The organism is Mycoplana sp. 10N416 (assembly GCF_056394765.1).
Map to the genome: position 1 here is coordinate 254,489 of NZ_JBFTIM010000002.1, position 19,777 is coordinate 274,265.

Annotated in this window: 20 protein-coding genes and 1 riboswitch; of the genes, 12 read left to right on the forward strand and 8 right to left on the reverse strand. The window is 64.2% G+C overall.

What is annotated here, in order from left to right; translation table 11 throughout:
* Window positions 1-2: 2 nt before the first annotated feature.
* Window positions 3-461: a (2Fe-2S)-binding protein gene (locus tag AC1DDS_RS05510; RefSeq protein WP_310413373.1), complete on the reverse strand. Its 459-nt coding sequence runs from the start codon at window positions 459-461 to the stop codon at window positions 3-5.
* A 319-nt stretch (window positions 462-780) separates the two neighbouring features.
* Between AC1DDS_RS05510 and ispG the strand changes: the two genes are divergently transcribed.
* The gene (gene ispG, locus AC1DDS_RS05515) at window positions 781-2,034 is read left to right on the forward strand and encodes a flavodoxin-dependent (E)-4-hydroxy-3-methylbut-2-enyl-diphosphate synthase (protein WP_477477962.1); all 1,254 of its coding nucleotides are present in this window, start codon (window positions 781-783) and stop codon (window positions 2,032-2,034) included.
* Here ispG and AC1DDS_RS05520 read toward each other — a convergent pair whose 3' ends face one another.
* From AC1DDS_RS05520 to AC1DDS_RS05530, 3 genes are all read right to left on the reverse strand, one after another.
* The gene (locus AC1DDS_RS05520) at window positions 2,035-2,679 is read right to left on the reverse strand and encodes a LysE family translocator (protein WP_477477963.1); all 645 of its coding nucleotides are present in this window, start codon (window positions 2,677-2,679) and stop codon (window positions 2,035-2,037) included.
* A gap of 131 nt (window positions 2,680-2,810) precedes the next feature.
* Window positions 2,811-3,866, reverse strand: coding sequence for a histidinol-phosphate transaminase (gene hisC / locus AC1DDS_RS05525; protein WP_477477964.1), 1,056 nt, complete (start codon window positions 3,864-3,866; stop codon window positions 2,811-2,813).
* 3 nt (window positions 3,867-3,869) lie between these two features.
* Entirely contained in the window at window positions 3,870-4,787 is a 918-nt protein-coding gene (locus AC1DDS_RS05530; RefSeq protein WP_477477965.1) for a polyprenyl synthetase family protein, read from the reverse strand.
* Window positions 4,788-5,027: 240 nt separating this feature from the next.
* Between AC1DDS_RS05530 and mtgA the strand changes: the two genes are divergently transcribed.
* The 3 genes from mtgA to rpmF all read left to right on the forward strand — a co-directional run bounded on the left by mtgA (window position 5,028) and on the right by rpmF (window position 6,841).
* Window positions 5,028-5,714, forward strand: coding sequence for a monofunctional biosynthetic peptidoglycan transglycosylase (mtgA, locus tag AC1DDS_RS05535; RefSeq protein ID WP_477477966.1), 687 nt, complete (start codon window positions 5,028-5,030; stop codon window positions 5,712-5,714).
* Window positions 5,715-5,807: 93 nt separating this feature from the next.
* The gene (locus AC1DDS_RS05540; protein WP_477477967.1) at window positions 5,808-6,455 is read left to right on the forward strand and encodes a glutathione S-transferase family protein; all 648 of its coding nucleotides are present in this window, start codon (window positions 5,808-5,810) and stop codon (window positions 6,453-6,455) included.
* Window positions 6,456-6,655: 200 nt separating this feature from the next.
* Window positions 6,656-6,841: a 50S ribosomal protein L32 gene (rpmF, locus tag AC1DDS_RS05545; protein ID WP_097137963.1), complete on the forward strand. Its 186-nt coding sequence runs from the start codon at window positions 6,656-6,658 to the stop codon at window positions 6,839-6,841.
* 120 nt (window positions 6,842-6,961) lie between these two features.
* On the opposite strand, the gene phaR is transcribed toward rpmF, so the two are convergent.
* Window positions 6,962-7,540 (reverse strand): polyhydroxyalkanoate synthesis repressor PhaR, encoded by a 579-nt coding sequence (gene phaR, locus AC1DDS_RS05550; RefSeq protein ID WP_477477968.1) that lies wholly within the window; start codon window positions 7,538-7,540, stop codon window positions 6,962-6,964.
* Window positions 7,541-7,879: 339 nt separating this feature from the next.
* Here phaR and AC1DDS_RS05555 point away from each other — a divergent pair, with 339 nt between their 5' ends.
* The 7 genes from AC1DDS_RS05555 (at window position 7,880) to AC1DDS_RS05585 (ending at window position 14,644) form a co-directional block, all read left to right on the forward strand.
* Window positions 7,880-9,061: an acetyl-CoA C-acetyltransferase gene (locus tag AC1DDS_RS05555; protein WP_477477969.1), complete on the forward strand. Its 1,182-nt coding sequence runs from the start codon at window positions 7,880-7,882 to the stop codon at window positions 9,059-9,061.
* 104 nt (window positions 9,062-9,165) lie between these two features.
* Window positions 9,166-9,891, forward strand: a complete 726-nt coding sequence (gene phbB / locus AC1DDS_RS05560) for an acetoacetyl-CoA reductase (RefSeq protein WP_477477970.1) — start codon at window positions 9,166-9,168, stop codon at window positions 9,889-9,891.
* 126 nt (window positions 9,892-10,017) lie between these two features.
* The gene (locus tag AC1DDS_RS05565; protein ID WP_477477971.1) at window positions 10,018-10,857 is read left to right on the forward strand and encodes an AAA family ATPase; all 840 of its coding nucleotides are present in this window, start codon (window positions 10,018-10,020) and stop codon (window positions 10,855-10,857) included.
* Between the two features lie 48 nt (window positions 10,858-10,905).
* A riboswitch (SAM riboswitch) is annotated at window positions 10,906-10,983 on the forward strand.
* 57 nt (window positions 10,984-11,040) lie between these two features.
* Window positions 11,041-11,964: a homoserine O-acetyltransferase MetA gene (gene metA, locus AC1DDS_RS05570; protein ID WP_477477972.1), complete on the forward strand. Its 924-nt coding sequence runs from the start codon at window positions 11,041-11,043 to the stop codon at window positions 11,962-11,964.
* A 4-nt stretch (window positions 11,965-11,968) separates the two neighbouring features.
* On the forward strand, window positions 11,969-12,418 hold the full coding sequence (locus tag AC1DDS_RS05575) for a GNAT family N-acetyltransferase (RefSeq protein WP_310413411.1): 450 nt from the start codon (window positions 11,969-11,971) through the stop codon (window positions 12,416-12,418).
* A gap of 5 nt (window positions 12,419-12,423) precedes the next feature.
* Window positions 12,424-13,611 carry a vWA domain-containing protein gene (locus AC1DDS_RS05580; RefSeq protein ID WP_477477973.1) on the forward strand — a complete coding sequence of 396 codons (1,188 nt, stop codon included), beginning with the start codon at window positions 12,424-12,426 and terminating at the stop codon, window positions 13,609-13,611.
* Window positions 13,612-13,759: 148 nt separating this feature from the next.
* The gene (locus AC1DDS_RS05585) at window positions 13,760-14,644 is read left to right on the forward strand and encodes an NAD(P)-dependent oxidoreductase (RefSeq protein ID WP_477477974.1); all 885 of its coding nucleotides are present in this window, start codon (window positions 13,760-13,762) and stop codon (window positions 14,642-14,644) included.
* A gap of 29 nt (window positions 14,645-14,673) precedes the next feature.
* On the opposite strand, the gene AC1DDS_RS05590 is transcribed toward AC1DDS_RS05585, so the two are convergent.
* On the reverse strand, window positions 14,674-15,396 hold the full coding sequence (locus tag AC1DDS_RS05590; protein ID WP_477477975.1) for a GntR family transcriptional regulator: 723 nt from the start codon (window positions 15,394-15,396) through the stop codon (window positions 14,674-14,676).
* 209 nt (window positions 15,397-15,605) lie between these two features.
* On the opposite strand from AC1DDS_RS05590, the gene AC1DDS_RS05595 reads away from it, so the two are divergent.
* The gene (locus tag AC1DDS_RS05595) at window positions 15,606-16,637 is read left to right on the forward strand and encodes a trans-3-hydroxy-L-proline dehydratase (protein ID WP_477477976.1); all 1,032 of its coding nucleotides are present in this window, start codon (window positions 15,606-15,608) and stop codon (window positions 16,635-16,637) included.
* Between the two features lie 176 nt (window positions 16,638-16,813).
* On the opposite strand, the gene lhpI is transcribed toward AC1DDS_RS05595, so the two are convergent.
* A complete protein-coding gene (gene lhpI, locus AC1DDS_RS05600; RefSeq protein WP_477477977.1) occupies window positions 16,814-18,505 on the reverse strand; it encodes a cis-3-hydroxy-L-proline dehydratase in 1,692 nt (563 codons plus the stop codon).
* Window positions 18,506-18,520: 15 nt separating this feature from the next.
* Window positions 18,521-19,771 carry an NAD(P)/FAD-dependent oxidoreductase gene (locus tag AC1DDS_RS05605; protein ID WP_477477978.1) on the reverse strand — a complete coding sequence of 417 codons (1,251 nt, stop codon included), beginning with the start codon at window positions 19,769-19,771 and terminating at the stop codon, window positions 18,521-18,523.
* Between the last annotated feature and the right edge of the window lie 6 nt (window positions 19,772-19,777).

The window sequence follows — 19,777 nt, forward strand, 5'->3', positions numbered from 1 at the left end:
CGTCACGCTCCCGTCGTCGTATTCGCCGCACGCTTGATTGCCGCACGGATGCGCGGGTAGGTGCCGCAACGACAGAGATTGCCGGACATCGCGTTGTCGATGTCTTCGTCGGTCGGATTGGGGTTGGCCTCGAGCAGGGCGACCGCGCTCATGATCTGCCCGGCCTGGCAATAGCCGCATTGGGCGACCTGCTCGTCGATCCAGGCCTGCTGCACCGGATGCAGCCGACCGTCCGGCGTCAGCCCTTCGATCGTCGTCACCACGCCCGCAACGTCGCCGACCGGCACCGAACAGGAGCGCATCGGCTCGCCGTCGATGAACACCGTGCAGGCCCCGCACTGGGCCATACCGCAGCCGAATTTCGGCCCGCGAATGTCGAGTTCGTCGCGCAGCACCCAGAGGAGCGGCATTTCCGGCTCCACGTTCAACTCGTGTTCCGCGCCGTTCACGATCAGCTTCATCGCCGTCTCCTCAAGGATGATCTTGCGGCGCGGGCTGGCGTAGTGCAGTCCACCGCGTCGCGGTCGCCGATCCCGGTTGATATACCGTCGCATCAGGCTTGAACAGGAAATGATAGCCGAAGCCTCCCGCTGCGACCTCACCCCATGCCGTGACTTTGCCGCGCCAACGTGAGCGAAATCGCCGCTACGCCGTCAAGGAAGAGCGCGACTGTTGACAAGCCACATTTCCTGTTCCACCTGAGAGGCGAAAAGTCCCGGTAGTCCTGTCACAATCTACCGGTAAGACGCCGCCTGCAGATCGGGCCAGCACGAGGCTACCATGTCCTTCTCCTTCGATTTCGAACCCAAGCCGCGCCGCCAGTCCGTCGGCGTCGATGTTGGCGGCGTGATGGTCGGCGGCGGGGCGCCGGTAATCGTGCAGTCGATGACCAACACGGACACGGCCGATATCGATGCGACCGTGGCGCAGGTCGCTGCCCTGTTCCGCGCCGGCTCCGAGATCGTGCGCATCACCGTCGATCGCGACGAGAGCGCCGCCGCCGTGCCGAAGATCCGCGAACGTCTGCTGCGGCTCGGCATGGACGTGCCGCTCGTCGGCGACTTCCACTACATCGGCCACAAGCTGCTCGCCGACCACCCCGCCTGCGCCGAGGCGCTGGCCAAGTATCGCATCAATCCCGGCAATGTCGGCTTCAAGGACAAGAAGGACCGGCAGTTCGGCGCGATCGTCGAAACGGCGATCCGCCACGACAAGCCGGTGCGCATCGGCGTCAACTGGGGTTCGCTCGACCAGGAACTCCTGACCCGGCTGATGGACGAGAACCAGGAAAAGGGCTTTCCCCTCACCGCCCAGGAGGTGATGCGCGAGGCGATCTGCGCGTCGGCGCTGCTGTCTGCCGAGCTTGCCGAAGAGATCGGTCTGCCGCGCGACAAGATCATCCTCTCGGCCAAGGTCAGCAACGTGCAGGACCTGATCGCCGTCTATGCCATGCTGTCAGCCCGCTCCGACCATGCGCTGCATCTCGGCCTCACCGAGGCCGGCATGGGCACCAAGGGCATCGTCGCCTCGTCTGCATCGCTCGGTATCCTGCTGCAGCAGGGCATCGGCGACACGATCCGCATCTCGCTGACGCCCGAGCCCGGCGGCGACCGCACCCGCGAGGTGCAGGTTGCCCAGGAGCTTCTGCAGGTCATGGGCTTCCGCCAGTTCGTCCCCGTCGTCGCCGCCTGCCCTGGCTGCGGCCGCACCACCTCGACCGTGTTCCAGGAACTCGCCCAGAAGATCCAGGACGACATCCGCAAGAACATGCCGGTCTGGCGCGAAAAATATCCCGGCGTGGAAGCGATGAAGGTCGCCGTCATGGGGTGCATCGTCAACGGCCCGGGCGAGAGCAAGCATGCCGATATCGGCATCTCGCTGCCCGGCACCGGCGAACTGCCGGCCGCCCCCGTCTATATCGACGGCAAGAAGGCGATGACGCTGCGCGGCGCCAACATCGCCGGCGAGTTCGAGGCGCTCGTCGCCGACTATATCGAGAAGCGTTTTGGGGCGGGCCAGGCGGCAGCGGAATAGTCAGATCCGCGCCGTCAGCAGCTTGAAGCCGGCAAAGGCGAAGAAACCGGCCATCAGTCCCTCGATCATCCGCCGCGACCTCAGATAGGCGCGATGCACGGGCGTGAGCGAGAAGACCAGCGCAAAGCCGATGAATGTGGTCAGGCCCAGCGCCATGCAGCCGGCGATGAAAACGGCCATCGTGCCTGCCGGGGCGCCGGGCGGCATTCCGAGCGACGTCAGCATTATCCAGGAGAAGATCGCCTTCGGATTGGTGAGGTGGATGCCGAGGCCCTTCATATACTGCCGGCGGGGCGAGAGGCGTGGCAACGCCTGCTGCCGGGACTCGTACGCTGCACCATTGCGCATGGCCGAGCGGAGGGCATGCCAGGCGAGCCACAGCAAATAGCATCCGCCCGCAATCTTGAGCACGATGATCGCCTGCCCGTAGGTGCGGATGAGCGCCGAAAGGCCTGAGGAGGTCAGCATCGCCCAGATGTACGAGCCGGTCAGCACGCCGAGCGCCAGGGACAGGCCGGCCTTGCGTCCCTGGCTGATGGACGTACCGATGATGGCGAGGATCGCCGGTCCCGGCGAGGCGGTCGCGATCAGATAGGCGGTCCAGCCGACGGCCAGCTGCGGCAAGTATGGCAGGATTTCTTTCATACAGCCTCTACTGGATCTGGCGGCGTCGAAGCAGTCCTACCACGGGGTCTCGGCCCGCGGAAGACGCGTCGGCAGACAGGATTTGCAAGCGCTCGATCCGATATCTGCCGCATCCACGCGCCGTGCCAGCCTCAGACGATCTCCTCGAGCGCCGTAATCAGCCGGTCGCATTCCTCCGGCGTGCCGATGGTGATGCGCAAAAAATCCGAGATGCGCGGCTTGGCGAAGTGGCGCACGAGGACAGCGCGCTCGCGCAGGCCCTTGGCAATATCAGCACCGCTGTGGCCGGGATGGCGGGCGAAGACGAAGTTCGCCTGCGACGGAAGCACCTCGAAGCCGCGCTGGCGCAGCGCCCCCGTCACCCGTTCGCGCGAATCCATCACCTTCTTGCGCGTCTCGTCGAACCAGGCGACGTCCTCGATCGCCGCCGTCGCGCCGGCCTGTGCGACGCGATCGAGCGGATAGGAATTGAAGCTGTCCTTGACGCGCTCCAGCGCATCGATCAGCGGCCGCTGGCCGATCGCATAGCCGACCCGCAGGCCGGCGAGCGAGCGCGACTTCGACAGCGTGTGCACGACGAGCAGGTTCTCGTACTTGCGCGTCAGCGGGATGGCGCTCTCGCCGCCGAAATCAATATAGGCCTCGTCGATCACCACCGGCTGGTCCGGATGCTCGGCGACGATCGTCTCGATCGCCGAAAGCGGCAGGCCAATGCCGGTCGGCGCATTCGGGTTCGGCAGGATGATCGCGCCGCAATCGCGCCGGTAGTCGGCGACTTCGATCGTATAATCGTCCTTCAGCGGCACCTCGACGGCCTCGATGCCGAACAGGCCGCAATAGGTCGGGTAGAAGCTGTAGGTGATGTCGGGGTAGAGCAGGGGCTTGTCGTGCTTCAGCAGCGCTGCAAAGGCGTGTGCCAGCACCTCGTCCGAGCCGTTGCCGACGAACACCTCGTCCGGCGCGACGCCATAGGTCTTCGCGATCGCTTCCCGCAAGGCCAGCGCGGACGGATCGGGATAGAGCTTCAGGCTGTCCGCCACCGCCGCCTGCATTGCCGCGATCGCCCTGGGCGAGGGGCCGTAGGGGTTTTCGTTGGTGTTCAGCTTGACGAGATCGGCAATGCGCGGCTGCTCGCCGGCGACATAGGGCTTCAGCGTCGCAACGACGGGTGACCAGTACTTGCTCATCAATCAGCTCCTGCGATTGGCAATGAAGCGGGCGGCCTCGACCAGGATGTTGGCCCGGGCGCCGAACGGCGCAAGCAGGGCCTCTGCCTCGCCCACCAGTTCGTTGAGCCGGTTCTCGGCCCACACCTGTCCCTTGAGCGAGACCAGCGTGCCCTTGCCGCGCGCGGCGTCCTTGCCGGTCGCCTTGCCCATCGTCGCGGCGTCTGCCGTCAGGTCGAGCAGGTCGTCGGCGAGCTGGAAGGCAAGGCCGACCGTCTCGCCGTAGCGCTTGAGCAGGTCGCGCGTGGCACTATCGGCATCGGCGATAATCGCGCCCGCCTCGCAGGCGAAACGGATCAGGGCACCGGTCTTCATCGCCTGCAGGGTGACGATCCCGGCTTCATCCGGTGCAACCTTCTCCGCCGCGAGATCCAGAGCCTGCCCGCCGGCCATGCCGCCGATGCCGGCTGCGCGTGCGAGCGAAAGGACGAGCTCGATCTTGAGCCTGTCGGCGAGCACCGTCTCCGGCGCAGCCAAAATATCGAAGGCGAGCGTCAGCAGGCTGTCGCCGGCAAGAATGGCCGAGGCTTCGTCAAAGGCAACATGCACGGTCGGCTGGCCGCGGCGCAGGTTGTCATCATCCATCGCCGGCAGGTCGTCATGCACCAGCGAGTAGCAGTGCACGCATTCGAGCGCCGCCCCGACCCTGAGGGCGGCGGAGGTAAAGCCATCGCCCAGGAGTGCTGCGGACTCGATGACGAGGAAGGGCCGCAGCCGCTTGCCTCCGTTGAGCACGCCATGCCGTATCGCCGCCATCAGCCGTTCAGGACGCGCCGTCTCCCCGTCGCGCGGGCCCGGCGAAAGCAGGCCCGCGAGCGTGGCTTCGACAGTCTCGGCATGCGATTTCATGCGTTGCTGGAAAAGGGCGGAATGGCTGGTCATGGTGGCTCTTTGGCATGGGGCGCAACGATAGGCAACGGCGAAGGTTTGGATAGCGGCGTCAAACGCGGGCAAAGTTCGCTACAACCACTGGCAAACCGGCCGCTGCGACGTTATGAAAAGCCGGAACGGCGAGAGGACGGATACCGGCCTTTGGAGATTGCACCGGAAACCCGCGTTGAGGCGCAACTGGATGCCAGGCAGCTGGACGCCACAGACCCCGGCCCTGGCAAGGACAGAGGCTTGATCCGGCGACTGCGTGGCAGCTGGCGGAGGATCGTGCTCGTGGCGGTCGCGCTGCTGGCCCTGCCCTATCTCCTGATTCCAGTCTATGCTCTCGGTTTCGTCCATCCAGTCTCCACGCTGATGCTGCGGGACCTCGTCACACTGCAGGGCTACGACCGCCGATGGGTTGATTTCGACGACATCGCCCCGGTCCTCGTGCAGTCGGTGATGATGTCGGAGGACGGCCAGTTCTGTGCCCATGACGGCGTCGACTGGAACCAGATGCGCGGCGTCGTCAACGACGCGCTGCAGGGCGAGGCGACCCGCGGGGCGAGCACGATCCCGATGCAGACGGTCAAGAACCTCTATCTCTGGAACGGACGCTCCTTCCTGCGCAAGGGGCTGGAACTGCCGCTCGCCGTTGCTTCCGACGTCGTCTGGAGCAAGCGCCGGCTGATGGAGATCTACCTCAACATCGCCGAATGGGGACCGGGCATCTATGGCATCGAGGCGGCCGCCCAGCACCACTTCAACGTGCCCGCCAAGAAGCTGTCGCGGCGCCAGGCGGCGTTGCTTGCGGTCTCACTGCCCAATCCGATCGACCGCAAGGCCGGCAAGCCGGGCCGCGGCCTGAAGCGGCTCGCGAGCCTGATCGAGCGCCGCGCCAGCCGCTCGGGCGAATACATCAGATGCCTTTATGATTGAGTTCATGCCTTTTCATTGGTGCTGAACGGCCGGGAATTCTAGGATCAAGCAATTCTAGAGTCAGGACCATTCCGGAAACGCAGGGAGCCTCGCATGCCCGACCTCGTGCTCTATATCGGCAACAAGAACTATTCGTCCTGGTCCTTCCGCCCCTGGATCGCGATGGAAGCCGCCGGCATTCCCTTTTCCGATCGGGTGATCCCGTTCGATTTCGCCGCCGGCAATCCCGCCTTCAAGGAACTCTCCCCGACCGGCCGCGTGCCCGTGCTGCACCACGGCAAGGTGCGGGTGTGGGAGTCTCTGGCGATTATCGAGTATGTCGCCGAGCTCCACCCCGACGCCGGCATCTGGCCAACGGATCGCGAGGCGCGCGCGGAAGCCCGGTCTGTCTCGATGGAAATGCTCGCCGGCTTCCGGGCGCTTCGCGGCGCCTGCCCGATGAACATCCGCCGGCCGCAGCGCGCGATCGATCTGCCGGACGGCGTCCTCGACGACGTCGCGCGGATCGAAGCGATCTGGCGTGATGCGCTGCAGCGCTGGGGCGGCCCGTTCCTGTTCGGCGCCTTTTCCGCCGCCGACGCGATGTATGCGCCCGTCGTCAACCGTTTCCATGCCTACAAGTTGACTGCCGACCACGGTTCGCTGGCCTATATGGATCGCGTCATGGCCCATCCGGCCTGGAAGAAGTGGGAAGCGGCCGCGTTGGCTGAGCCCTGGACCGTTCCGGAGGACGAGGCCTGAGCTGACCATCTGGTGCTGGCACTCCTGTCAACACTGCATGGAAGCAACCAGCGGCAGGTCACGCGAAAAAATCCTTGCGGGGACTGGTCAAGCAGGTTTTTGCCATGTATAAGCCCGGCAAATTTCCGAGATAGATGCATGTCTTTTTCGGCCATTTTGAGTGGCCTGGGACGTGTTTGCCCGTTCAGTGGAGTAGTGAAATGGCTGTACCGAAAAGAAAAACGAGCCCGTCCAAGCGCGGCATGCGCCGCTCCGCCGACGCTCTGAAGGCTCCGAGCTACATCGAAGACAAGAACTCCGGCGAACTGCGCCGCCCGCACCACATCGACCTGAAGACAGGCATGTATCGCGGTCGCCAGGTGCTGACGCCGAAGGAAAGCGCATAATCGCTTCCAATCTTCGACAATGAAATTGGGCCGGCATCGTCCGGCCCTTTTCTTTTGCACATATCCAAGCCGACCGCGCTTTCCCTCGTCGTCCGGGTTCGCACATACCTTCGAACGGCGTCAGCCCAGGTTGTCGAGCTTCGACTGCAGCGCCCGCAGTTGCTCCTTCAGCTCGTCGATGTCCTTGGCCTCGGCCTTCTTCGTTTCCTTCTGCGGCGGCGCGTTCATGAAGGGCGAAAACATCTGCATCGCCTTCTGGAACATCTCGGTGTTGCGGCGCACCTGCTCTTCCACCAGTTGCATCGGCACTTGCAGGTTCTTGCCGAACGGCGTGTCGCCGAGGGCCTTGTTCATCTGCTCGCGCATCTGCGACTGCTGCTCGGTGAACGCCTGCATCGAATGCTCGAGGTAGCTCGGAACCACCATCTGCATCTGATCGCCGTAGAAGCCGATGAGCTGGCGCAGGAACGAGATCGGCAGCAGCGTGTTGCCGGTCTTCGATTCCTGCTCGAAGATGATCTGGGTCAACACCGAGTGCGTGATGTCATCGCCGGATTTCGCGTCCTGGACAACGAAGTTCTCCCCCTTCTTCACCATCACCGCGAGATCGTCGAGCGTCACATAGGTGCTCGTGCCCGTGTTGTAGAGCCGCCTGTTCGCATACTTCTTGATCGTGATCTGACCGTCATTCTTGGCCATCTGGGTCTCCTCATCCCCGCATTTCCAATCGCTTGCTGGTCGCTGCGAGTATCCGCAAAAATAATGGTATGACAATCCAATTGTGCGTTGCAGTGAAAAAAATGCTGCGCAACATTTTTTAGCGCGCCCGCACTGCGAGCGCAGCATGGCTGCAGCATGGACGGCGCCCGCGACAACCCGTTTGACTCTCCATCGAAGCTTTGCCAGTTTTGCCGTTGAGGTGGTTGCTCTGCAGGGTCGTCGACTGGCAAGCAACCGGAAGGATTTCCCGCGCCGGGAACCGCCGCAAGCTGCGGCGCACCTGCGGTCGTGGGTCGAAAGAGTGAGGAAAAGACCCCCATGAGCACTTCGTCCATCGTCATCGCCAGCGCGGCTCGCACCGCCGTCGGCTCCTTCAATGGTGCCTTCGCCAACACGCCCGCCCATGAACTCGGCGCCACAGTGATCGCGGCCGTTCTCGAGCGTGCCGGCGTATCCGCAAGCGAGGTGGACGAGGTCATCCTCGGCCAGGTGCTGGCCGCCGGTGAAGGCCAAAACCCGGCCCGCCAGGCGGCGATGAAGGCCGGGGTACCCCAGGAAAAAACCGCTTGGGGCATGAATCAGCTCTGCGGCTCTGGCCTGCGAGCCGTTGCCCTCGGCATGCAACAGATCGCAACCGGTGACGCCAACATCATCGTCGCCGGCGGCATGGAGTCGATGTCGATGGCGCCGCACTGCGCATACCTGCGCGGCGGCGTGAAGATGGGCGACTTCAAGATGATCGACACGATGATCAAGGATGGCCTGACCGACGCCTTCTACGGCTACCACATGGGCATCACGGCGGAGAACGTCGCCCGGCAGTGGCAACTGTCCCGCGAGGAACAGGACGCCTTCGCCGTCGCTTCGCAAAACAAGGCCGAAGCTGCGCAGAAGGCTGGCCGCTTCAAGGACGAAATCGTCCCCTTCACCGTTAAGACCCGCAAGGGCGACATCGTCGTCGATAGCGACGAGTATATCCGCCACGGCGCAACGATGGACGCCATGACCAAACTGAAGCCGGCCTTCGACAAGGACGGCACCGTGACCGCCGCCAACGCTTCCGGCATCAACGATGGTGCGGCGGCGGCGCTGCTGATGAGCGAGGCCGAGGCTTCCCGTCGCGGCATCCAGCCGCTGGCCCGCATCGTCTCCTGGGCAACCGCCGGCGTCGACCCGAAGATCATGGGCACCGGCCCGATCCCGGCTTCCCGCAGGGCGCTGGAAAGGGCCGGCTGGAAGATCGGTGACCTCGGTCTCGTCGAGGCCAACGAGGCGTTTGCCGCCCAGGCCTGCGCCGTCAACAAGGACCTCGGCTGGGATCCCTCGATCGTCAACGTCAACGGCGGCGCCATCGCCATCGGCCACCCGATCGGCGCCTCCGGCGCGCGCGTCCTCAATACGCTACTGTTCGAGATGCAGCGCCGCGGCGTTTCCAAGGGCTTGGCGACGCTCTGCATCGGCGGCGGCATGGGTGTCGCCATGTGCGTGGAACGGATGTAAACACCAGCCTACATTGGCCGGCACCGCCGCGCATCGCATTCAAGGGTGGCGCTTTACGCGCCACTCCAAAACCCAACGAAAACACGTCTGAGGGGAGTGCACACATGAGCAGGGTAGCATTGGTCACTGGCGGCACGCGCGGCATCGGCGCGGCTATTTCAACGGCCCTAAAAAAGGCCGGTTACAAGGTTGCAGCCACCTACGCCGGCAACGATGAGGCCGCAAACGCCTTCAAGGCTGAAACTGGGATTTCCGTCTACAAGTGGGACGTCTCGAGCTACGAGGCCTGCGCGGAGGGGATCGCCGGGGTCGAGGCCGATCTCGGCCCGATCGAGGTGCTCGTCAACAATGCCGGCATCACCCGCGATGCGATGTTCCACAAGATGACGCCGCAGCAATGGAGCGAGGTCATCAACACCAACCTCACCGGCCTGTTCAACATGACCCATCCGGTCTGGACGGGAATGCGCGACCGCAGTTTCGGCCGGATCATCAACATCTCCTCCATCAACGGCCAGAAGGGCCAGATGGGTCAGGTGAACTATTCGGCCGCCAAGGCGGGCGATCTCGGTTTCAGCAAAGCGCTGGCCCAGGAGGGCGCCGCCAAGGGGATCACCGTCAACGCCATCTGCCCGGGCTACATCGGCACGGAGATGGTCCGCGCCGTGCCGGAAAAAGTCCTGAACGAGCGCATCATCCCGCAGATCCCCGTCGGGCGACTGGGCGAACCCGAGGAGATCGCTCGATGCGTCCTCTTCCTCGCTTCCGATGATGCGGGCTTCATCACCGGTTCGACGATCTCGGCCAACGGCGGGCAGTTCGTGGTCTGAGCCACGGATCGCTGTGCTATAGCTGCTCGCCGTCTGCCGATGGCGAGCAGCGTTCCGCCATCTACCCTTTACGGACCTGCCGCCATCCCTTAGATGGCTCTGCAGTACAGCAGTAGGGGCCGAGGCATGCAGTTTACCGGAACAGCCGACTACGTCGCCGACAAGGATCTGATGGTTGCCGTCAATGCGGCGATCCGGTTGGAGCGGCCACTGCTCGTCAAGGGTGAGCCTGGCACCGGCAAGACCGAACTCGCCCGCCAGGTTGCGACGGCCCTCGGCCTCGACCTCATCGAATGGAACGTGAAATCGACGACGAAGGCCCAGCAGGGCCTCTACGAATATGACGTCGTCTCGCGCCTTCGCGACAGCCAGCTCGGCGACGCGCGCATCAACGACGTGCGCAACTATATCCGCAAGGGCAAGCTCTGGCAGGCCTTCGAGGCGCCAAGGAAAACCGTTCTGCTGATCGACGAGATCGACAAGGCCGACATCGAGTTTCCCAACGACCTGCTGCAGGAACTCGACCGCATGGAATTCCATGTCTACGAGACGAGCGAGACCGTTGCCGCGGCGAACCGCCCGATCGTCATCATCACCTCAAACAACGAGAAGGAACTGCCGGACGCCTTCCTGCGCCGCTGCTTCTTCCACTACATCCGCTTCCCCGACCAGGACACGCTTTCCCGCATCGTCGAAGTTCACTATCCCGGCATCCGCAAGGCGCTGCTTTCGGCCGCACTTTCCACCTTCTTCGATATCCGCGAAACGCCCGGACTGAAGAAAAGGCCTTCCACGTCCGAAGCCCTCGACTGGATCCGGCTGCTGGTGGCCGACGAGGTGGAGCCTGCCGACCTGCGCACCGATCCGAAAACGATGCTGCCTAAGCTCTACGGAGCCCTGCTCAAGAATGAGCAGGATGTGCACCTGTTCGAACGCCTGGCCTTCATGGCGCGGCGCGACGGTTAGCCATTCCGGCATCGCCGATTGATTCCGACGCGGCCTGGCGCTATTTAGGATACGTCCCGTGGTGATTTGGCCGGCCGGCTTGCAGCCACGTAAAACAAGTCGCTAAAGGGCCGTGAGGAGAGACCTTCCCGGACCGGTTGCGATTTTGTCGCCGCCGGTTTTTTTGTTTGATCGAGTGAACCCATGCCCATCAAGATTCCCGATACACTGCCTGCTTTCGAGACCCTCGTTCACGAGGGCGTGCGGGTGATGACCGAGACGGTGGCTGTCCGCCAGGACATCCGTCCCTTGCAGATCGGACTCCTGAACCTCATGCCGAACAAGATCAAGACCGAGATCCAGATGGCGCGGCTGGTCGGCGCATCGCCGCTGCAGGTGGAGCTGTCGCTGGTGCGCATCGGCGGCCACAGGGCGAAGAACACGTCGGAAGAACATCTCCTCGCCTTCTATGACACGTGGGAGGATATCAAGCACCGCAAGTTCGACGGCTTCATCATCACCGGTGCGCCGATCGAGACGCTCGACTACGAGGATGTCACCTACTGGGACGAGATGAAGCAGATCTTCGACTGGACCGAGACGAACGTCCATTCGACGCTGAATGTCTGCTGGGGGGCGATGGCGGCGATCTATCACTTTCACGGCGTGCCGAAGTTTACGCTCGACGAAAAGGCATTCGGTGTCTTCCGCCACCACAATCGCAATCCCTCCTCCGTCTTCCTCAACGGATTTTCGGACGATTTCCAGATCCCCGTCTCGCGCTGGACCGAGGTGCGCTCCGAAGACATCCGCCAGCGACCGGGCCTCGAGGTCCTGATGGAATCGGACGAGACGGGCGTCTGTTACGTGCAGGAAAAGGCCGGCAAACGGCTCTACGTCTTCAATCACGTCGAGTACGATTCGACCTCGCTTGCCGACGAGTATTTCCGTGATGTGAACGCCGGCGTACCGATCAAGATGCCGAGGAACTATTTCCCGCACAACGACCCGGCGATCGCCCCCTTGAACCGCTGGCGCAGCCATGCGCATCTGCTGTTCGGCAACTGGATCAACGAGATGTACCAGACAACACCGTATGATCTGGAGAAGATTGGCAAGGAAGGATAAGCGGATGACCGGCCTCGTGATCAGACCTGTTGCAGCTGACGACGAGGCCGCGTGGCGCCGTTTGTGGACTGCCTACCTCGCCTTCTACGAGACCGTGCTGCCGGAAGAAATCTACCGATCGACCTTCGCACGGCTGACCGGTGGTGGCGCCAACGAGTTCGCCGGCCTGCTGGCCGTCCTCGACGGCAAGCCTGTCGGCCTCGCCCACTATCTCTTCCATCGCTCGTGCTGGACGACCAACAATGTCTGCTACCTGCAGGATCTCTACGCCGATCCGGAAGTGCGCGGCACCGGCATCGGCAAGGCGCTGATCGAGGCGGTCTATGCGAAGGCTGCCGATGCGGGCACGCCGGAAGTCTACTGGATGACGCAGGAGTTCAACGCGACCGCGCGCCGTCTCTATGACCGCATCGCCGACAAGACGCCGTTCATCATCTACCAGAAGAATCTCTGACCGCCATGTTCATCCCCTTCTTCCTCGCGCTGAGGACCGCGAAGGTTCCCGTCACCCTACGGGAGTTCCTGTCGTTGCTGGAAGGTATGGAAGCAGGCATTGCCGACTTCGACGTCGAAGCCTTCTACTATCTTGCGCGCAGCGTGCTGGTGAAGGACGAACGCTTCATCGACCGGTTCGACCGGGTCTTTGCCGAGACCTTCAAGGGGCTCGAAGCCGTGTCGGGCGCGGCACCTAATGGAATCGACGCGAGAATTCCCGAAGCGTGGCTGCAGAAGCTCGCCGAGCGATACCTCACGGATGAGGAGAAACGCCTGATCGAGAGCCTCGGCGGCTTCGACAAACTCATGGAGACCCTGCGCCAGCGCCTAGCCGAGCAGAAGGGACGCCACCAGGGCGGCTCGAAGTGGATCGGCACTGCCGGCACCTCTCCTTTCGGCGCGTTCGGCTACAATCCGGAAGGCGTTCGCATCGGCCAGGACGCCTCCCGGCACCGCCGGGCCGTCAAGGTCTGGGACCGGCGCGAATTCAAGGATTACGACGACAGCGTTGAACTCGGCACCCGCAACATCAAGGTCGCGCTGAAACGGCTGCGGCGCTGGGTGCGCGAGGGCGCCGTGGACGAACTCGACCTGCCCGGCACGATCCACTCCACCGCCCAGCACGGCTACATCGACGTCGTCACCCGGCCCGAGCGGCGCAATGCGGTGAAGCTGCTGATGTTCTTCGACGCCGGCGGCTCGATGGACTCGCATGTCCGCACCGTCGAGGAGCTCTTCTCGGCGGCACGTGCCGAGTTCCGGCACCTGGAGCATTTCTACTTTCACAACTGCGTCTACGAAGGCGTCTGGAAAGACAACCGCCGCCGGCGCACCGACGTCACGCCGACGCTCGAGCTGATCCGCACCTATGGCAGCGACTATCGCGTGATCTTCGTCGGCGATGCGGCGATGAGCCCGTATGAGATCACCCATCCGGGCGGCTCCGTCGAGCACTGGAACAAGGAGGCCGGCGCGGTCTGGCTAACCCGCATCGCCGAGCATTTCCCCCGGGCGATCTGGCTCAATCCGGTGCACCAGGAACACTGGCGCTACACCCAGTCGACCGACCTGATCGGCCGCCTGATGCACGGCCGCATGTTTCCGATGACCCTTGCCGGGCTGCAATCGGCGACAAAGGAACTGTCGCGCTGACCGCCGCAAGCAGTTTCGCCAGCTCACAATGAAGTCGTAACCTGCTGCCGCAGCGCGACGGCCTCGTCGAGGGGCGCATCAATCCTACGCTTCAGCCACGCAGGCTGCTATGCTGGCGGTGTACCCCGGACGGCAAAGGAAGACGACCATGACGCAGGCAGTGGGCTTCATCGGACTTGGGTTCATGGGTCAAGGCATGGCCGCAAACATTCTGGCCAAAGGCTATCCGCTGGTCGGCATGGCGCATCGCAATCGTGCGCCGCTCGAGGCCCTGATCGCCAAGGGAGCAACCGAGGCGAAGTCGCCGCGCGAGATGGCGGAACGCTGCGACGTCATCGTTCTTTGCGTGACCGGATCGCCCGAAGTGCTGGCCGTCGTCGAGGGGGACGACGGCATTGCCGCTGCCGGCCGCCCTCTCACCATCATCGATTGCTCCACCTCGGACCCGTCCGTGACCACTTCGCTTGCAGCAAGGCTCGCAGTGAAGGGGACCACGCTCATCGACGCGCCGCTTGGCCGCACGCCGGCCGATGCCGCCGCCGGCACGCTCGACGTGATGGTCGGTGGGACCGATGCCGACGTTGCCCGGGTCCGTCCGATCCTCGACTGTTTCGCCGGCCGCGTCATCCATACCGGACCGACGGGCACCGGCCACACGATGAAACTTCTGAACAATTTCCTGTCGATGGGCTATGCCGCGCTCTATTCGGAAGCCCTCATGCTTGGCCGCAAGGCGGGGCTGACGCCGGAAACCTTCGACAGCGTCATCCGTGGCGGCCGGATGGATTGCGGTTTCTACCAGACCTTCTTCCGCTGGGTTCTGGAGCGCGATCCGAACGCCCACAAGTTTGCGATCCGCAACGGTTTCAAGGACATGAGCTATCTGGCCGCCTTCGCCAACGCCGAGGGCGTTGCCAACCCGGTCGGAGCGGCCGTGCGCAATTCATTCGCCCTCGCCGTCAACGCCGGCCGCGGCGACGACTATGTGCCGATGCTGTCGGATATCGTCGGTGCGGCGAACGGCCTGAAGTAGTTGAAGCTGGGGCACCGGGATATCTCCGGTCAGGCCCTCTCCCCGCGCAGAAAGATGACGAGCGAGCGCCCGGCATCCAGCACGTGGTCGCGCGTCAGGCGGGAGGCGAGTTCGGCGTCCCCCGCAGCGCATGCCTCGAGGATCGCCTCATGCTCGCGCTTGGCCCGCTGCACGCCGTCGGTCAAGGTGAGCTGTGCCCGCAGATACCGATCGATGCGATCAAGCGAGCCACGGACAATCTGCAGATAGTAAGGCCGGCCGGCGGCCTCGTAGAGGCTGTAGTGAAACAGGCGGTTGGTCTCGCCCCATTTGCCGGGGTCGGGCTCCCGTCCGAACTCCTCGCAATAGGCCCGAGCGATGTCGAGCATCCGCCGATCCATGTTGGGCACGGCCAGACGCATGACCTCTGCCTCGAGCATGGCACGGAATTCGAAGATCTCCTCGATCTCCTCGATCGACAGGCCGGCGACCACCGCGCCCTTGTAGCGTTGCGTCGTGATCAGGCCCTGTTGTTCGAGCCGGGACAGTGCCTCGCGCACGGGAATGCGGCTGGTATTGAACATCTGCGCGATCTGGTCCTGCCGGAGATTCTCGCCTTCGCCGAGATCGCCCTCAACGATGGCCTTGCGCAGCGCCTCATAGACGATATCGGCCGCGGACGCGGCTTGCCTGACATCGACGGCATCGAGCTTCATGTGTCCAAATCCCGGTTTGCGAACGGGCAGCGTCTGCGGCTGCCGCTGTTCGGTCATAGGTCCAATCCGGCACGCGGGCAACAGAGCGCAGGCGGCCGGAGGTTTTGCTTCTTTTCATATTGTATATTGGATCCAATATTTCTATGACTGATTTCCGCTGGCCCGACAGATCAATCGGCCGAGCCGGCACGAATCTCAAAAGCGTCACCGATCTCATGAAAGATGCATGTGAGGTTGGGGCGCGCCGCAATGAGGGAGTATGAGGTATGCGCAGTAGCAAGGTCATCCACATCGTTTCCTGTCACGCCGAAGGCGAAGTCGGCGACGTCATCGTCGGCGGTGTCGCGCCGCCGCCCGGCAAGACCGTGTGGGAGCAGCGCCGGTTCATCGCGGAGGACCAGGGCCTGCGCAACTTCGTGCTGAACGAGCCGCGCGGCGGCGTCTTCCGCCACATCAATCTGCTGGTGCCGCCGAAGGACCCGCGGGCGACGATGGGCTTCATCATCATGGAGCCGGAGGACACACCGCCGATGTCCGGTTCGAACTCGATCTGCGTTTCGACGGTGTTGCTCGATAGCGGCATCGTGCCAATGGTCGAGCCGGAAACGCGCATGGTGCTGGAAGCGCCAGGCGGATTGGTGGACGTGGTTGCCACCTGCCGCAATGGCAAGGCGGAGCGGATCGCGGTCACCAACGTACCGTCCTTTGCCGACAAGCTCGATGCAAAGCTTGAGGTGGAAGGTCTTGGCACGCTGACGGTCGACACGGCCTATGGCGGCGACAGTTTCGTGATTACCGATGCCCGCGCGCTTGGTTTCTCCGTAACGCCGGACGAAGCCCGCGAGTTGGCCGAGACCGGCATCCGCATCACCAAGGCCGCCAACGAGCAACTCGGCTTCACCCATCCGGAAAACCCGGAGTGGAACCACATCTCCTTCTGCCAGCTGACGCTGCCTGTGGAAGAACGCGATGGCGCACTGCATGGCCGCAACACGGTCGTCATCCAGCCGGCAAAGCTCGACCGTTCGCCGACCGGCACCGGCTGCTCGGCGCGGATGGCCGTGCTGCATGCCCGCGGCCAGATCAAGCTCGGCCAGGGCTTCTCGGGCTATTCGATCATTGATTCGCGCTTTGACTGCCGCATCGTCGGCGAGACCACCGTCGGCGGCCGCCCGGCGATCGTGCCGGAAATCTCCGGCCGGGCCTGGATCACCGGCACCAGCCAGGTGATGCTCGATCCGGACGATCCGTGGCCGACCGGCTACCGCCTCGCCGACACTTGGCCGCGCAAGCAATAATCCACTTTGTGCGGCGCCGCGCAGCTAAGGCGCGGCGCCGTCGCAGCGGTCGCGAGGCGATCTCTCGAGCAGCCCCAGGGCCGCGAAACGGGACACGTGAGAAGCAAGAACGAAAGCGCGTCTGGCGGATCTGAAACACCGTGACGCGCTTTATGCGTCGTTGGACCAGGTTGGCGTCAGGCCAGCCATTCCGGCAGCCTGACGGGGACCTTGCCGGACTGGGCGGCCACCACACAGTCAGCAAGGCTGCCAAACCGCACCGCGCGGCCGGAAAGGCCGGGGCCATAATGGGCGTATTTGCCGGAATTGGTCATCACCGCTTTGGTGCGCGTCGGAAACACCGGTTCGGAGATCGAGCACCAGCAGAGATCGGGCAACACCTGCACGCCGCTGTCCTGCAGTCGGGCGAAGGTGCCGTCGCGCTTCGCATCGGCGATGACCTGGTTTCCGGCCGTGACGATCACCGCGACGCTCGCGTGGCATCTTTTGCCGGCAAGCACATCGGCCAGCGCGCGGCATTCCTCCAGCGAAGCATGCGGGCTGCCAATGGCGACAAGCTCAACCTCTTCCGGCCCATCGTTCAAAATCGACCAGGCGGCCGCCATGTCGGAACGACTGATGGTCACGCGATCGGCATTGTCGGCCGCCGCACCCTCGGCCTCCGGCGTCACGCCCTCGACATGCAGCATCGGCGCGGCGGAGGTGGTGCCGAAGGCGGCGCAAAGTGCCTTGAGGTCGTCGCGCGACGGCTGCGCCGAAGCAAGCCCGCGCAACAGCGGGATCCGGTCCGGGGCAGCCCGGCCAGCGAGATAGCCGATCAGCGGCCAGAATGCATCGTCCACGCCCTCCGGCAACTCCACGTCGATGACGCGCTGCGCCTTGCGGTGCTCGTCGAGATAGACGCCCGAAAGAGGCGCCCGCCCGGTCAGCGCGATGCAGAGATCGAGGAAATCGGGGTGCTTCGCCGTGCGCGCGCCGAGCACGGTATTGGCGAAGATCACCGCATTGGATTCGGCCCAGGCGATCGATTCGCCCGCTTGCGGTGCGCTATCGAGCAGATAGGGCGAACAGGTAAAGGTCGGCCGGCACCCCATGCGGACATAGGCATCGGCAAGGCGCGCCGCCGGGTCGCCGAACGCATGCGGCACCCCCTGCGCCTGCCAGTTGGCGCGATCGACGGAAATGGCATTCATCGTCGTCGGCACACGGACTTGCGCGCCCATGTCGGCCATCTTCTCGGCAAAGGTCAGGTTCGCGGGACTGGCGTAGATGCAGCCGTCAATATGGCCCTGGGTTACGTCCACGAGACTGCGTGCGCCCTGCTGCGCGGCCATGGCGCAGATGATGCGCATCGCCTGCTGGACCGCAACGCCCTGCTTCCCTTCAAGCATCGCGCGATCGGCGTCGGTCAGATCCAGGGCCGCGGTGGCCGGCGGGCTGACCGGAATCGTCAGGCTTTCGGCCTCGATCGCGGTATCGCTGATCCGCGCCGTCGATGCGCGCGACAGCGCCGCAAAAGCGTCCGCCGATAGACGCAGGACCGGCAGCGGCTTGCCGAACATTTCCGATGCGATCAGTGCGCCGAGGGTTAACACGTCCTCAGCCTCGGAAAACACCAGCGCGGCCGGCGCCCGTCCGGTGAGCACGAGGTCGAGCAGCACGCCCGATCCGGTACAGGAGCCACGGCTCGACGGCATCACCAGGATGCCGCCGGTCAGACACTGGCCATGCAGAGGATGGTGAACGTCGATGACGGAGCCGGTCGCCGGGTCAACCCCACCCCAGAAGCTCAATGCTTCCGCTGATACCACGACGGGGCCTTCGGCCACGCCGCCAAGGATGCTTTGGGCGGGCGTCTGCGAGTTCATTCGGGGGTCCCTCTCTCAGAAACGTTGAGGCGAGAAAGAAGCAAGGTCGATGGCGGGGGCCTGATCGGTCAACAGGTCGGCGACAATCCGCGCCGTGCCCGCCGATTGGGTCAGGCCAAGATGGCCGTGCCCGAAGGCGTAGATGACGCGCGGCGTGGCCCGGCTGCGGCCGATCGCCGGCAGGCTGTCGGGCATCGAGGGGCGGAAGCCCATCCATTGCTCGCCGCCCTGCGGCTTCAGGCCCGGCAGAAACGCCTGCGCCTTCTTGAGCATCGCCTCTGACCGGCGGTAGTTCGGCGGCAGTTTCAGCCCCCCGAGTTCCACCGCACCACCAACACGGATACCCGTCGACAGGCGCGTGACGACGAAGCCGTGGCCGCCGAAGGTGACCTGCGTACGCAGGTCGAAGGCGTCGGCGGGAAGCGTTGTGTTGTAGCCGCGTTCGGTTTCCAGCGGGATGCTCTCGCCGAGAGTCTTGGCGATCTTGTGCGAGAATGCACCCGCCGACAGCACCACCTTCGCTGCCCGACGCGTGACGCCGTCGTCCGTCTGGATTTCGACCCCGTCCGCGACCGGCTGCAGGGCCGTGACGCCTGCCCGCTCGATCACGCCGCCCATTGCGCGGAAATGATCGGCAAGTGCGAGCGTGAAGAGCTTCGGATCGGCAATCGAGTACCAGCCCGGCGTGAAGGTCCCATGGGTGAAGCGCGGAGCGAGCCCGGGCTGGATGTCCGCCACGCCGGCAGCATCTAGGTGATGGAACTCGATCCCGTGCTCTGCGCGTGCCTTCCAGCCGGGAAACGAGGCCTTGAGCTCCCCCTCGCTCTCATAGACCTGGAGGTTGCCGTCCTTGCGCAGCATCGGCAGGGTGCCGGTCTGCTGCAGGAAGGGTTCCAGTTCCGCCTTCGACAGATCCATCAGCGCCGTTTGCGCCCTGGTCGAAGCCGCCACGCGTGCCGGGGCGCAGGCGCGCCAAAAGCGGAACATCCAAGGCGCGATCTGCAGCGCATAGGAAGGTGGCACCGTCAGCGGCCCGAGCGGGTCGAGCAGCCACTTCGGCGCCTTCATCAGGATGCCCGGCGAGGCGAGCGGCAGGATATCGGTGAAGGCGAAGGCTCCGGCATTGCCCGCCGAGGCGCCGGCCGCGGGGCCTTCGCGATCCAGGACGACGACCGACAGCCCCCGCGCCTGCGCGGCGATTGCCGCGGAAAGGCCAACGACACCCGCGCCGATGACGATCACATCGGCCTGACCCTGCTCTTTCATCGTGCC